Annotated in this window: 13 protein-coding genes; 10 read left to right on the top strand and 3 right to left on the bottom strand. The window is 52.6% G+C overall.

Translation table 11 applies throughout. The features are described from left to right. Nucleotides 1-44 precede the first annotated feature (44 nt). The 10 genes from wecB to V5T57_RS14790 all read left to right on the top strand — a co-directional run bounded on the left by wecB (nt 45) and on the right by V5T57_RS14790 (nt 10,317). Nucleotides 45-1,184, top strand: coding sequence for a non-hydrolyzing UDP-N-acetylglucosamine 2-epimerase (wecB, locus tag V5T57_RS14835; RefSeq protein WP_332892022.1), 1,140 nt, complete (start codon nt 45-47; stop codon nt 1,182-1,184). Nucleotides 1,185-1,190: 6 nt separating this feature from the next. After that, nucleotides 1,191-2,042, top strand: a complete 852-nt coding sequence (locus tag V5T57_RS14830) for an XrtA system polysaccharide deacetylase (protein WP_442918222.1) — start codon at nt 1,191-1,193, stop codon at nt 2,040-2,042. Further along, entirely contained in the window at nt 2,035-3,078 is a 1,044-nt protein-coding gene (locus tag V5T57_RS14825) for a FemAB family XrtA/PEP-CTERM system-associated protein (RefSeq protein ID WP_332892020.1), read from the top strand. The genes V5T57_RS14830 and V5T57_RS14825 overlap by 8 nt, the downstream gene beginning before the upstream one ends. A 6-nt stretch (nt 3,079-3,084) precedes the next feature. Continuing rightward, nucleotides 3,085-4,287, top strand: coding sequence for a TIGR03087 family PEP-CTERM/XrtA system glycosyltransferase (locus V5T57_RS14820; RefSeq protein WP_332892019.1), 1,203 nt, complete (start codon nt 3,085-3,087; stop codon nt 4,285-4,287). Next, nucleotides 4,284-5,405 (top strand): TIGR03088 family PEP-CTERM/XrtA system glycosyltransferase, encoded by a 1,122-nt coding sequence (locus V5T57_RS14815; protein ID WP_332892018.1) that lies wholly within the window; start codon nt 4,284-4,286, stop codon nt 5,403-5,405. The genes V5T57_RS14820 and V5T57_RS14815 overlap by 4 nt, the downstream gene beginning before the upstream one ends. Before the next feature lie 141 nt (nt 5,406-5,546). Beyond that, a complete protein-coding gene (locus V5T57_RS14810; RefSeq protein WP_332892017.1) occupies nt 5,547-6,086 on the top strand; it encodes a hypothetical protein in 540 nt (179 codons plus the stop codon). Nucleotides 6,087-6,091: 5 nt separating this feature from the next. Continuing rightward, complete coding sequence (locus tag V5T57_RS14805) at nt 6,092-6,427, top strand: HPr-rel-A system PqqD family peptide chaperone (RefSeq protein ID WP_332892016.1); 336 nt, start codon at nt 6,092-6,094, stop codon at nt 6,425-6,427. Nucleotides 6,428-6,438: 11 nt separating this feature from the next. Next, nucleotides 6,439-7,344 (top strand): HprK-related kinase A, encoded by a 906-nt coding sequence (locus V5T57_RS14800; RefSeq protein WP_332892015.1) that lies wholly within the window; start codon nt 6,439-6,441, stop codon nt 7,342-7,344. After that, nucleotides 7,341-8,459 (top strand): nucleotidyltransferase domain-containing protein, encoded by a 1,119-nt coding sequence (locus V5T57_RS14795; protein ID WP_332892014.1) that lies wholly within the window; start codon nt 7,341-7,343, stop codon nt 8,457-8,459. Before V5T57_RS14800 ends, V5T57_RS14795 begins: the two co-directional genes overlap by 4 nt. Then, nucleotides 8,434-10,317, top strand: coding sequence for an XrtA/PEP-CTERM system amidotransferase (locus V5T57_RS14790; protein WP_332892013.1), 1,884 nt, complete (start codon nt 8,434-8,436; stop codon nt 10,315-10,317). Before V5T57_RS14795 ends, V5T57_RS14790 begins: the two co-directional genes overlap by 26 nt. A gap of 141 nt (nt 10,318-10,458) precedes the next feature. On the opposite strand, the gene V5T57_RS14785 is transcribed toward V5T57_RS14790, so the two are convergent. From V5T57_RS14785 to V5T57_RS14775, 3 genes are all read right to left on the bottom strand, one after another. Further along, nucleotides 10,459-10,758: an alanine-zipper protein gene (locus V5T57_RS14785; RefSeq protein WP_332892012.1), complete on the bottom strand. Its 300-nt coding sequence runs from the start codon at nt 10,756-10,758 to the stop codon at nt 10,459-10,461. Nucleotides 10,759-11,402: 644 nt separating this feature from the next. Beyond that, complete coding sequence (gene acs / locus V5T57_RS14780; RefSeq protein ID WP_332892011.1) at nt 11,403-13,337, bottom strand: acetate--CoA ligase; 1,935 nt, start codon at nt 13,335-13,337, stop codon at nt 11,403-11,405. A gap of 420 nt (nt 13,338-13,757) precedes the next feature. After that, on the bottom strand, nt 13,758-14,033 hold the full coding sequence (locus tag V5T57_RS14775; RefSeq protein WP_332892010.1) for a hypothetical protein: 276 nt from the start codon (nt 14,031-14,033) through the stop codon (nt 13,758-13,760).

Genomic DNA, 14,033 nt, shown 5'->3' with positions numbered 1-14,033 from the left:
CCAGATTATTGGTGATGGATAAAGTGTCCAATTGAGGGGGTGACATGCAACAGGGTAAACCCATTCTCTGCGTGGTCGGGGCCCGCCCCAACTTTATGAAAATGGCCTCGGTTCTTCCGGCGTTGCAAGCAGAGCCGAACGCTTTGCCAACCATGTTGATCCATACAGGTCAGCACTATGATGCGGCCATGAAGCACGCCTTCTTTGACCAGCTTTCCATCCCTGAACCAGATGTCGATCTGGAGGTGGGCTCGGGTAGCCATGCGGTGCAAACCGCCCTGGTGATGCAGCGTTTTGAACAGGTCATTGATGAGCATGGGGCTGCTGCGATCTTGGTGGTGGGGGATGTTAACTCAACCATCGCGACCGCTTTGGTCGCCGTTAAAAAGAGTATTCCTGTTATCCATGTTGAAGCTGGTCTGCGCAGTAATGACCGCCGCATGCCTGAAGAGATTAACCGTATTCTCACCGACCAGATCTCTGACTTTCTGTTTACCACAGAGCGTGATGCTGAGGCCAACTTGACCCGTGAGGGGATTGATGCCGCCAAAGTCCACTTTGTGGGTAATGTCATGATTGATACGTTGCTGCGCTTACTGCCCCGCGCCGCAACGGCAGAGCATTTAAAACAGCGTTTTTCGTTGCCTGAAGGGGTCTCTTTAAACAAAGGGGACTACGGCTTGATTACGCTGCACCGGCCATCCAATGTGGATGATCCTGTGGTGTTAGAGCGTCTGTTGCGTACCCTCAAAGAGATCAGTGAACAGCTGCCGTTGCTTTTTCCGGTTCATCCCCGTACCCGTGGGCAAATGGAAGCGGCTGGCTTGCAAGAGCTGGTGGATCAAACCCCCCATATTGTGACACTTCCTCCGGTGGGTTATCTCGAGATGCTGGGCTTAATGTCCCGGGCACGGGTTGTACTGACGGACTCTGGTGGCATTCAGGAGGAGACCACCGCGTTGGGCATTCCCTGTATTACACTGCGGGAAAATACCGAACGTCCCATTACGGTCACCCATGGGACCAATACCATGGTGGGGCAGGATGCCGATAAAATATCGGAAGCTTTTAATCAGATCATGCAAAATGGCGGAAAAGCTGGGCGTATTCCCGAACTGTGGGATGGCCAGGCCGCAGGCCGTATTGCCGATCAATTAAAACAGTGGTACCGCACCCTTGGTTAGGGGTGAATGATGAATACCTTGACGCATGCTTTCAGTGTGGATGTTGAAGATTATTTCCAAGTTTGTGGCTTTGAAGCGTGGGTTAAAGCTTCACAATGGGATGACTTTGAACACCGTGTGGTGGCCAATACCGACCGAATTTTAGCCTTGCTGGATCACGCTGGTGTTAAAGGGACCTTCTTTACACTGGGTTGGGTGGCCGAGCGCTATCCGGCCTTGGTGCAGCGTATTGTTCAGCAGGGGCATGAGTTGGCCAGTCATGGTTACAGCCATATCCGTGTAGACCGGCAGGAACCTGAAACTTTTCGTCAGGACATTATCCGTACCAAGCATCTTCTGGAAGATGTTGGTGGGGTGCAGGTACGGGGTTACCGTGCCTCAACGTACTCGATCCATGCTCAAACACTCTGGGCACTTCCCCTGCTTAAACAGACCGGACACCGCTACAGCTCCAGCATATATCCTATTGCCCATGATCTTTATGGCATGCCCAAAGCCCCGCGTTTTGCCCACCATCCTCATGCGGATGGTGTGATCGAGATACCACCGGCGACGGTGACCTTGGGCGCTCGCCGGTTCCCCTGTGGTGGTGGTGGTTGGTTTCGGCTTTTGCCCTATGATCTTACCCGTTGGGCCTTGCAGCGGGTTGCGGAGCATGATGAGAAGCCGGTGGTCTTTTATTGCCACCCCTGGGAGGTGGATCCCGATCAACCACGGGTCTCAGGGCCTGGGTGGAAATCGCGCTTTCGGCACTATCTGAATTTACGTCGTACCGAAGGCCGCTTGCAGCAGCTATTGACCGACTTTCGTTGGGACCGGATGGATCGGGTTTTTGCTCAGGAGATAGCCCATGGCTAGTGGGGTAACTCTACACTGGTTGCGCCCAGATGAAGTAAAGGATGCCCAGCAGTGGGATGCTTATGTTGAGCAGGCCCCAGCGGGGACTTTTTTTCATTTAAGTGGCTGGCAGCAGTTGTTGGAAGATCTCTACGGACATAAGAGCTACTATCTTTATGCCCGGAGAGCAGGGTGTGTGGTGGGGGTTTTACCCCTGGCCCGGGTGCAGAGCCGCCTGTTTGATGATGCCCTAATCTCCACCCCTTTTTGTGTCTATGGGGGGGTGGTGGCTGAAGATCATGGGGTTGTGACAGCCTTATTGGATGCCGCACGTGATTTAACCGCTCGTCTGAATGTTGCACATTTGGAGCTGCGTAATACCACCCCGCTAGATACCCAGTGGGTACCCAAGCCGCTCTATGCCACCTTTAAAAAGGCCATAAGTGAGGATGCCCAGGCCAATCTGAAGGCCATTCCGCGCAAGCAGCGTGCTGAGGTTCGACGGGGTATTAAGTCTGGTTTGGTGAGCCGGGTGATGGAAGACCCGGACCCCTGCTATGAGCTGTATGCCGTGAGTCTGCGTAACTTGGGCACGCCGGTGTTTCCCCGTGGGCATTTTCATCATTTAAAAAAGATCTTTGCAGATCGGTGTGAAATGACGGTACTTGAGCACCAAGGGCGTGCGGTTAGTGGTGTCATGAGCTTCTATTTTAAGGATCAGGTACTGCCCTATTATGGGGGGGCGCTACCTGCTGCACGTAAGGTCGGTGCGTACCCCTATATGTACTATGATTTGATGAACCGAGCAGCTGCCCAGGGTCGCCGAGTGTTTGACTTTGGCCGGAGCAAAGTGGGTACAGGGGCGTATGCATTTAAACGGTTTTATGGCTTTGAAGCCACACCACTCTATTATGGGTACCATCTGTACCATAGTCGTGCATTACCGGACTTGAATCCTCTTAATCCAAAATATCAACGGTTTATAGCCTTATGGAAGCGCCTTCCTATCACTGTGGCCAACCGTTTGGGGCCTGTGTTGGCCCGAAGTTTGGGATGATGATGTATGGCTAACATACTTTTTTTAGTACACCGCATTCCTTATCCACCCAACAAAGGGGATAAGGTGCGAGCCTATCATCTGTTGCTGGAACTGGCGGCCCGCCACCATGTATCCATTGGTGCGTTTGTGGATGATCCCCATGACTGGCAATATGCCCAGGATCTGGCCGCGCAAATTCAGGGAGCCTGTCATTTGGTACCGCTGGATCCCAAGCGGGCCAAACCTGCCTCCCTGCGTGGTCTGTTACGGGGGGAGGCCTTAAGCATGCCCTATTACCGCAGTCGTCGCATGCGTGGCTGGGTTGAGTCCCTGTTTGCAGCGGGGCAGGTGGATGCAACGGTCTGTTACTCTTCGCCCATGGCACAATATGTTGCCCACCATGACCAGCCCATCATTATGGATTTTGTGGATGTAGACTCCGACAAATGGCGGCAATATGCCCAGGAAAAAACAGGGGTTATGCGCTGGCTATATCAACGGGAAGGGGAGCGCCTGGAGTGGGAGGAGAAGATCATTTCCGACCGGGTCGAGGCCTCCTATTTTGTGAACCAGAAAGAGGCCGAGCATTTTCGGGTCTTACACCCGGACCGTCATGGAAGCGTACACCACTATGATAATGGGGTGGATCTGCAAAAGTTTGATCCAGACCAGCCCTATGAAAACCCCTATACCGAGGGCGGCTCAGTACTGGTTTTTACCGGTATGATGGATTATTGGCCCAATATTCAAGCGATGGTGTGGTTTGCCCAGCGGGTTTTTCCAACTTTACGCCAGCGCCATCCAAATGTGCAGTTGGCCATCGTGGGTGCCAAACCCGCTGATGAGGTTGTAAAGTTGGCCGAACAACCAGGGGTTATGGTTACAGGGCGGGTGCCGGATGTGCGGCCCTATATAGCCCATGCGGCTTTTGCTGTGGCCCCCTTGCTTACCGCGCGGGGCACACAAAATAAGGTGTTGGAGGCGATGGCCATGGGCAAAGCGGTTTTGGCCACCCCCCAGGCGATGGATGGCTTAACCAGTTACCCTGAAACCACCCAATGGGTTGCCGATGGTGTTGAAGGGATGGTTGAACAGGCCCATACGCTGTTAAGCCAGCCTCAGCAAGCCGTTGTGAGTGGGGCGGCGGGTCGGCGTTGTGTGCAAGAACACTACAACTGGTCGGCCAATATCGCCCCGGTTATGGATAAGTTGGAAGCGTTGCTGTGAGCCGTCGCCATATCTGCCATCTTGTTCACCGATTTGATGTGGGGGGGTTGGAGTCGGTTTTGGTTGAGCTGATCCACCGCTTGCCTGTGGAGCGCTACCAGCATACGGTGGTCGCACTGACCGAGATTACAGATTTCTCCCAGCGTGTGAACGCTCAGGATGTGGCTTTTTATGCCCTGAATAAGCAGCCGGGTAAGGATTTGGGGGTTTGGTGGCGGCTTTATACCCTATTACGGCAGATTAAGCCCGATGTGGTGCACAGTTGTAATTTGGCAACCATTGAGGGGCAGTTACCCGCATGGCTGGCTGGGGTGCCCAGGCGTATCCATGCCGAGCATGGCCGGGACAGTTATGATCTTGAAGGTCGCAACCCCAAATACCGTTTATTAAGGCGGCTACTCAACCCGTTGATCCATCATTGGGTACCCGTGAGTAGGGATTTGGCCCGTTGGTTGGAGGGTCCACTCAAGATTTCTGCACACAAGGTTCGGCCCATTAGCAACGGGGTGGATCTGGATCGTTTTCATCCAGATCAGGCTGACCGTGCGCTGCTGGAGCGTTTGGGGGGGTGGAGTGGGGCGGATACCATTGCGCTTTGTGTGGGGCGTTTGTGGCCGGTAAAAGATCAAGCCAACTTGCTTAATGCGTTGAAAATTCTTAAAGATCAAGGTGTGTTAGGTGCATTCAAGCTGGCGCTGGTTGGGGATGGCCCTGAGCGACAGCGCTTGGAAAATCAAGTTAATCGGTTTCACTTAGAAACTGCGGTGCAGTTTTTGGGCACTCATGAAGATGTGGCACCCCTGGTGGCTGCAGCAGATCTGTTTGTTCTACCCTCGTTGGCTGAAGGAACGCCTTTGACCGTGTTAGAGGCCATGGCGTGTGGCGCGCCCATTGTGGCTTCCGCGGTCGGTGGGGTTCCAGATCTGGTGAAGGGTGACCAGTATGGTACGTTGGTGCCACCAGGGGATGCTCACGCTTTGGCCACAGCTTTGCAGGCTTATATCGAGCAACCGAGAGCCGCGTTGCGGCAAACACAAGGTGTGCTCTGTCGCCAGTGGGCTGAACAGCATTTTGGTTGGCCAAAAGCTGTGGATGCGTATGACCAACTTTTTGGCTAAACCTATGTAAACGCAAAGTGGGGAAGATTCCCATAGCGGCAGACGGCAAATCGGCGTAAAATATACTATTGCACGGCAAAGCCCTGTGTGGCTGGCGGTGTGTTGAAATAGAATTTGGCCTTAAGGGTTGGAGAGAGTTCCATGGCGGGTGAGGGTAAAGAAATATCTGAGAAGAGTCCTGATCAAGGGGCATCGACAACAGATACTCAGCAGGTGCCATCCGTAGAGGAGCAGCAGCGTCTGCGTCGGCGTAAGCTGATCAAAGGGTTGGCGTTGTGTGCACCTATGGTGATGACCCTGCGCCCTGGTGCGGCCCTGGCTGGGGGGAGTAATTACGCGGGCTGTTTTAAAGAGGGAACAGGTGTTCGCCAAAACTTTACCGGTTCGCCCTTTGGTGGCTACCGCTGTGTGCATGATACGGTGGACGATAGCGGGGTCAACGATAACACCTGGAACAGCTATATTGTCAAAGACCGTAGTGAGTTTGATAACTCTTCAGGTGGGCGTGATGTCCATTTAACCGACTCCGCATCCAGTGTGGATCAGACAGATGACTGTCTGGTTTTTGTGGATGGTACCGGTAGTGTGGATAATGTGGATGATAACGCGACCACAGGGTGGGGGAACGATGGTACCCACTGGTTGGTTAAAGGCTCCTGCTGGACCTCATTGGCGACCTGATCGCCATGTCTGATCTTCCCCTGGATCCTCTGCCGGTTACCCTGCAGGGATTTCCTGCCTGGGCTGAAAAACCGTGGTATCTCACGGTGGGTCAACCCCCTCAGTGGTGTGTGGTGGGTGAGAGCTATGTGCTCTATAACCCTCTCAATGGCTGTACGCACTTTCTTCACGAATCCGCTTATCACATTATCGAACAGTTGAGCAGGCAACCCATGGGGCTAACCCCGTTGATGGAGAGCCTTGGCTTGCAAGAGGAAGAAGCCTCAGAAACCCGCGATGGGCTTATCCGTCTGTTATGGGAACTTGATACCCTGGGCATTATCGCCCCGATGCAGCCATGAGGCTGGGTGATGTGAGTCAGCCGGTGCTGACCCAAAAATTACGGGGTGAAGGGTTGCGCTGGCGTTTAGGCCCGGCCCTATATCATTTGTACAGCGATGTCCCGCAGATTGCCGCGTGGTTGCAGAGGGTCTATCCCCACGCCCCTATCCATGAAGTGGGTGAAGGGGTGACGGCTTGCCATGGTGCCTTAAGACGCGAGCCGGGTTTGCGTCGTTGGTTGCGTCCTCAGGTTCGTCTTTGGGTGGATGGTCCGACCCCTTTTCTTCCCTTCCCCTTGGATCATGCGGAACCTCATCTTGAGTGGGGGTTGAATTTTCTTTTTACCACCCGCTTTGTGCATAAATTGTTGCTACATGCCGGTGTTCTGGAGCGCAACGGCTTTGCACTGGTCCTGCCCGGTTTTCCAGGCTTTGGCAAAAGTACCCTCACAGCCGCTTTAAGCCAGCGTGGCTGGCGACTTTTTTCCGATGAATTTGGGGTGTTTGAGCCAAACAGTGCCTTGGCTAAGCCAATGCCCAAAGCTATCGCCTTAAAAAATGACTCCATTGATGTGATCCGTCATTTTGCACCAGATGCCGCTTTGGGCCCGCTATTTCCTAATACCCGAAAAGGTACCGTGGCCCACCTTAAACCTTCCCATGAAGCCATTGACCGTATGGATGAAGGGGCGCAGGCTCGCTGGATTATCTTTCCCCGTTATCAAAAAGGGGCCGCTCTAAAGCTCTATCCGTTGTCGCCGGAGCAGGTGTTTCCCCGCTTGGCTGGAGGGGCGTTTAATTATGAAACGCTAGGAGCGCCTGCTTTTCAGAGTGTGGCGGCACTGGCACAAAACACCCTGGCATTTGAGATGCCCTATAGTAATTTGGAAGAAGCGGTGTCTGTATTGACCCAAATGGCTGATGAGGGGGGGGCATGAATGACGGTTCAGAGCTGTTGGCTGTGTTGCGCCAACCCGAATACCTCCTGACACTACCCCCTGCTCAGCAAGAGCCCCTGTTGCGTCTGCTACGTATTGAGGGGTTGTTGGCCCATGTGGGGGCCCGTTTACAGGCTATGGGCCATTGGTCGGCCATGCCAGAGGATCTTCAAGGTGTCTTTTTACCGGCCATGGCCTATGCCGATGATCGTCGGCGTATGTTGTTGTGGGAAGTCAACCGTATCCGCCGCTCCTTACGGCACCTGCATTATCCGCTAATGCTACTCAAAGGGGCAGCATATGCCATTTTAGACCTTCCGAATGCCCGTGGGCGCTTGGTAGCCGATGTCGATATTATGCTCCCGCGGCAAGATGTTGAGCCGGTGGAGCAGGCGCTGCTGGCTCAAGGGTGGGAGGGCATTAAAATGGATGCCTATGATCAGCACTACTACCGGCAGTGGATGCATGAAATTCCACCATTAATCCATACCAAACGTAATGTTGAGCTGGATATTCACCACACCATTTTACCCCTAACCAGTCGGTTAAAGCCTGATGTAGGGGCGTTGTGGGCGGCGGCGGATCTGTTGGGTGAGGATGTTGAACCACAATATCGGGGGCTGTTGGTGCTACGGCCTACCGATATGGTGTTGCATGCCGTGGTGCACCTGTTCCAGGAGGATCTACACCATGGCCTGCGTGGCTTGGTCGATATCCACCTGATGCTGTGCCATTTTGGTGAGGCACAAAAAGGGTTTTGGGAGGCGTTGGTGCCTCGGGCAGAGCGTCTGGACCTAGGGCGACCCCTCTATTACGCCCTTTATCAATGCCATCAGTTGCTGGATACCCCCATTCCCCAGTCGGTGTTAGAGGCCAGTCAGGCGGATGCCCCGCCAGCCCCAATCCGTTCTTTTATGAACCGCCTGATGACCCGTCTTTTTACCCCACGTTTACGGGCCGTTGGCCGGGAAGAGACGTTGGATATACCTGCCCGTTTCTTTATGTACATCCGTGCCCATTGGTTACGGATGCCGCCGGGTTTATTGCTTAAACATCTTAGCCGTAAAAGTACCAGACGATGGGGGCCCGATGTGTGGACTCAGCGCAATCCTTGATGTGACAGGTAGCCGTATACCGGATGCCGACCATTTGGCTGCCATGACCTCAGCCCTTGCTCACCGGGGCCCTGATGGAGAAGGCATGCACCGGGAAGCTGGGGTTGGCTTGGGGCATCGGCGACTCTCCATTATTGATCTGGCGGGTGGTGCCCAGCCACTTTGGAATGAAGATCGCTCTGTGGCGGTGGTTTTTAATGGTGAGATCTATAACTTTCCCTCCTTGATGACACGGCTTAAAGGGTTGGGTCATCAGTTCCAAACCCGTAGTGATACCGAGGTCTTGGTGCATGCCTGGGAGCAGTGGGGGCCGGATTGTGTGGACCATTTGCAGGGCATGTTTGCTTTTGCCATTTGGGATCGCAACCAGGCGCAGCTCTTTGTTGCTCGGGACCGTCTGGGGATTAAACCCCTCTATTATGGCTTTACACCCGATGGCTGGTTGCTGTTAGGTTCCGAGCTTAAGGCGCTCACCGCACACCCGAGCTTGGAGCGCAGCATCGATCCCCGTGGTGTGATGGATTATTTCGCCTTTGGGTATATTCCAGATCCTCATAGCATCTATCAGAGTGTTAAAAAGCTTGAGCCAGGATTTTGTGCCACGTTTCATAAAGGGAGTGGTAAATGGTCCATGCGTCAATATTGGGATCTGAGCTTTGATCCACAGCCTTGGGATGAGGCCAGAGCTTTATCAGAGTTGAATGAGCTGCTTGAGGAGACGGTGCAGAGCCATCGCTTGGCGGATGTGCCGGTGGGGGCCTTTCTCTCAGGGGGGGTTGATTCTTCCTTAATCACCGCTTTTATGGCGGCGCAAAAGGGGGATCCTGTCGAGGCACTTACGGTTGGGTTTGATGGAGCTCCTGAAGATGAGAGCACGTATGCCCAGCAGGTTGCCCAGCATCTTAAGGTTGATCATACCCTGTTGGAAGCCGATCCTCTGGACCTTGATCGGTTGGATCGCCTGCCGGGTATTTATGATGAACCCTTTGCAGACAGTTCGGCTTGGCCCACATTTTTGGTGTGTGAAGCTGCACGGCAATCGGTGAAAGTGGTTCTTTCGGGTGATGGTGGGGATGAGAATTTTGCTGGCTACAGCCGCTACCGCTTTTTTATGGCAGAACAGGCGGTTAGGCAGCGGGTGCCGAACTGGGTGCGGCGGGGTGTTTTTGGCCCTATGGGGGTGCTCTATCCAAAAATGGATTGGGCGCCCAAATGGTTGCGCGCCAAAAGTAGTTTCCAGGCGTTAGGAGAGGGGCCACTGGAAGGGTTGTACCGTGGGGCTTCGATCATGGATACCCGTATGGGGCAGGGGCTGTTATCTCCTGATCTGATGTTGCTGGACTATCATCCCATGCAGCACTTTCAGCGGTTAAATGAACGGCTACCTTCCGATCTGCCTTTTCATGACCGTATGCTTTATCTGGATTACAAAACCTTCTTGGCTGGCCGGGTATTAACCAAAGTGGATCGGGCCAGTATGGCTGTGGGGTTGGAAGTACGGGTACCACTGCTGGATCACCGTGTGGTGACGTGGGCTGGAAAAGTACCTTGGCATTTAAAACTGCAAAGTGGGCAAGGTAAATATCTGTTAAAAAAATTGGCGGCCCAAAAGGTGCCCGCTTCGACGGTATACCGACCTAAGCAGGGTTTTAATGTGCCTTTGGCCCAGTGGCTGCGCGGCCCCTTGCAAGAGCGTTTGGAGGACCGTTTAAGCTCCAAGCATATAACCGAGTCTGGGTTGTTTCACCCCCGGTGGATCGACTGGATGTTAGAGCGTCACCGTAAGAAAAAGCATGACTTCTCAATGCCACTCTGGTCGTTGTTGATGTTTGAGGGCATGTTGGCTGACCACTCCTAAAGAGTGGTCAGGCTACACGCTGGCCCTGTATAAGAGGCGGGTACGCCTTTATGGCAGGCTAAACGAGAGATGTTACCTACAAAAAAGCCCGCCATAAAGGCGGGCTTTTTTATCAACAGTAAGGATAGCTGAACGCCAAACTTACTTGTGCATGTTGTGCTCAAACATGCGCTTGCTCTTTTCAGCGGAGCTACCAGCTTTCGTAGCTTCCATCTTAGCCTTTTCGGCAGCACTCCAAGCAGCAGCAGCTTCCTGCTTGGCTTTTTCAGCTTCAGCACGAGCCGCAGTTGCATCGGCCTGAGCAGAGCTGGCAGTCGCAGAAGCACGCTCTGCAGTCGCAATGGCTTTATCCAGTTTGGCTTGATCTTCGGGGCTCATCGTGGCGCAGCCACCAAGCAGCATGGCGGCGGCCAGAGCCAGGGTGGCGGTCTTCTTGGCCATGGTAAGTCTCCTGACAGAAAAATTAGGGATCAAAACATCTAAACCCAATTCTATACGCCTCTCACGCCTGATATGCCAGTAAAAACAGAGCAAAATTAGGATGAAGTGAAAAAAAATGTAAGATTTTCGAGTTTTTGCCTAGATTTGAGCCACAAAAGGGCTGTTCTACACGGTAAAAGATCTCTGGCGTGAGATCTTTTGAGATCGACCTTAAAGTGGCTGGTAACCATAAAAAGGGTGTTAGCCTACGGCTTGTACCTTGTTACTTAGGTTTAAACTCTGGTGACAGGTGCTGACTCTCAATGGATGCACCCTGATCTAACCATACACCTCATATTAGGTGTCAAGAAGGGCGCTAAGATCGCTTAAGCCCGTGTGCACGCAAGGAGGCACGGTGGGCAGGGCGTGTTGTTCCCACTCAATGAGTTTTTGCCAGGAGGGGCGGGTGCCGTAGGGGTGCTTGTGTGCTCTTGTGCCAAGTGGTTGAGGTGCCCCGTATCCTGGTTAAGATGTGGTGCCTCATAGGTAGCAGGGTTGTTTGTTCAGGTGGGGTGCTATCACAACAAGCCATGCTCTAAGCCATAAAAAAAAGGTGGCCACACAGTGTGTGACCACCCTCTTTTTTTCAGCAAAGCAACGGTAACTTAGTTGGCTTTGTTGTCGATCAGGTTCTGCACAACCGAAGGATCAGCCAGGGTAGAAGTATCACCCAGGCTATCTACTTCATCTGCTGCAATCTTGCGCAGGATGCGGCGCATGATCTTACCAGAGCGGGTCTTGGGTAGACCGGGTGCAAACTGGATGGCATCGATGGTAGCGATGGGGCCAATCTCTTTACGCACCAACTTAACCAGCTCAATTTTCATCTCATCAGAAGCTTCAACGCCGGCCATCAAAGTAACATAAGCATAGATGCCCTGACCTTTGATCTCATGAGGCATGCCAACAACAGCAGCTTCAGCCACTTGATCATGTAATACCAGGGCACTTTCAACTTCAGCTGTACCCAGACGGTGGCCAGACACGTTGATCACGTCATCCACACGACCGGTAATCCAGTAGTAGCCATCTTCATCACGACGGCAGCCATCACCACAGAAGTAGTAACCGGGGTAGTTGGCAAAGTAGGTATTAATGAAACGGTCATGGTCACCATAGACCGTACGCATCATACCCGGCCATGGATGATCAAAGACCAGAATACCTTCGCAAGGACCATCGATCTCTTTGCCTTCATTGGAGAGAACCTTGGGGTTCAGACCAAAGAAGGGACGGGTGGCTGAACCGGGCTTCAGCGGGGTTGCACCAGGTAGCGGTGTAATAAGAATGCCGCCGGTCTCGGTCTGCCACCAGGTATCTACGATGGGGCAACGACCTTCACCCACAACATTGTAGTACCATTCCCACGCCTCAGGGTTGATGGGCTCACCCACAGTACCCAAGACACGCAGTGACTTACGGGAGGTGCCCTTCACCAGCTCATCGCCTTGGCTCATGATGGAGCGGATGGCGGTTGGTGCGGTGTAGAAAATGCTAACCTGGTGCTTGTCCACAACTTGCCAGAAGCGGGAAGCGTCAGGATAGGTAGGTACACCCTCAAACATCAATGTGGTAGCGCCGTTGGCAAGTGGTCCATACAGAATGTAGGAGTGACCAGTAATCCAACCAACGTCAGCCGTACACCAGTAGACATCACCATCTTGATAATCAAAGATATACTGATGGGTGATGGAGGCATACAGAATGTAGCCACCGGTGGTGTGCAAAACACCTTTAGGCTGGCCGGTAGAGCCAGAGGTGTAGAGAATGAACAGAGGATCTTCAGCATCCATCTCTTCAGGCGCACACTCGGTGCTGGCATCGGCAATAGCTTCGTGATACCAGACGTCACGGCCTTCGGTCCACTGAATATCCAGCTTGGTGTCTTGTACCACAAAGCAGGTGTGCACGTTGGGGCAGGATTCCAGCGCTTTTTCAACATTCTTGCGCAGAGGGATCTTCTTGGATCCACGCATGCCACCATCTGCGGTAACCACGACACGACAGTCAGCATCAAGAATACGATCACGCAGGGCGTCGGGTGAGAAACCACCAAAGACGATGGAGTGAACGGCACCAATACGGGTGCAGGCCAGCATGGTATAGGCGGCCTCAACAATCATGGGCATATAAATGCAAACACGATCGCCCTTTTTAACGCCACGGGCCTTCAGGGCGTTGGCAAACTTGTTGACCTGAGCGGAGAGCTCATTGTAGGTGATTTTTTTGTCACTGTTGGGGTCATCACCTTCCCAGATAATGGCGGTTTGATCACCGCGCTTCTCCAGGTGACGGTCAATACAGTTGTAGGAGACGTTCAGCTTGCCCCCTTCAAACCACTTGATATTACCTTTGCGCAGATCAAAATCCAGGACGTTGTCCCACTTCTTGAACCAATCGATACGCTCTTCGGCCTGCTCTGCCCAAAAGGCGGCAGGATCATCGATGGAACGCTTGTACATCTCTTGATACTTTTCCTCGTTGACCAATGCCTTAGAGGCGAATTCGGGGGCAACGGGGTAGACTTTAACGTCGCTCATAAGTTTTTCTCTCCACCTGAAGCTGACAATAGAAAGGTGTTAACCCAGCTGTTATTGGGTTTCGTAAAACCGCGCTGCTGTGGTTCCCCTTCCTTGTTTTTCGTACGGAAAATGAAGGTTTAACTCATTACTGCATGTTACTATTGTGTTTCAATTGTAGCGGCGCAAAAGGTCCTTGCAAGCATGTATGTGGGGTGTTTCAGAAAAAAATGACTAGAAATAGAGGTGATTTTGGAAAACATGGGCTGATATTACGAATAACCTTCGAAAATATAGCGTTTATTAGAATATTCTTTTTAGTGTATGTGTGAAGTGTAAAAAAACCGCCCTAGGTCAAGAAATAGGGCGGTTGGGGTTTTCAATCTGTCTGCATACTGTTTTAGGTGTCGTTTTGGGGTGGTTTCATCCCTATAGGCAGGCTTAATTACGACAATCTTCATCCGGTCCGCAGCGCCACCAAAGAATTTTACCGCAGGCCTCACATTTTTTAACGTGAGCCATATAGTAGACAAGCCCCAAAATGATAAAAATGGGTAGGATAATGATAACAGCAGCGACTACCGGTCCCATAGCGGCATCGTCAGAGATAATGCTACCTACCTCTATAATACCAAACAGGGTCCAGAGCATGATTAAAAAACCGCCTACAAAGATCAGGGTGTTCATTCTGAGCAGCGGTCTTGCATGTTTGCCCAT

Source organism: Magnetococcus sp. PR-3 (assembly GCF_036689865.1).
GTDB lineage: Bacteria > Pseudomonadota > Magnetococcia > Magnetococcales > Magnetococcaceae > Magnetococcus.
This window is presented reverse-complemented; position numbering and strand designations above follow the sequence as displayed.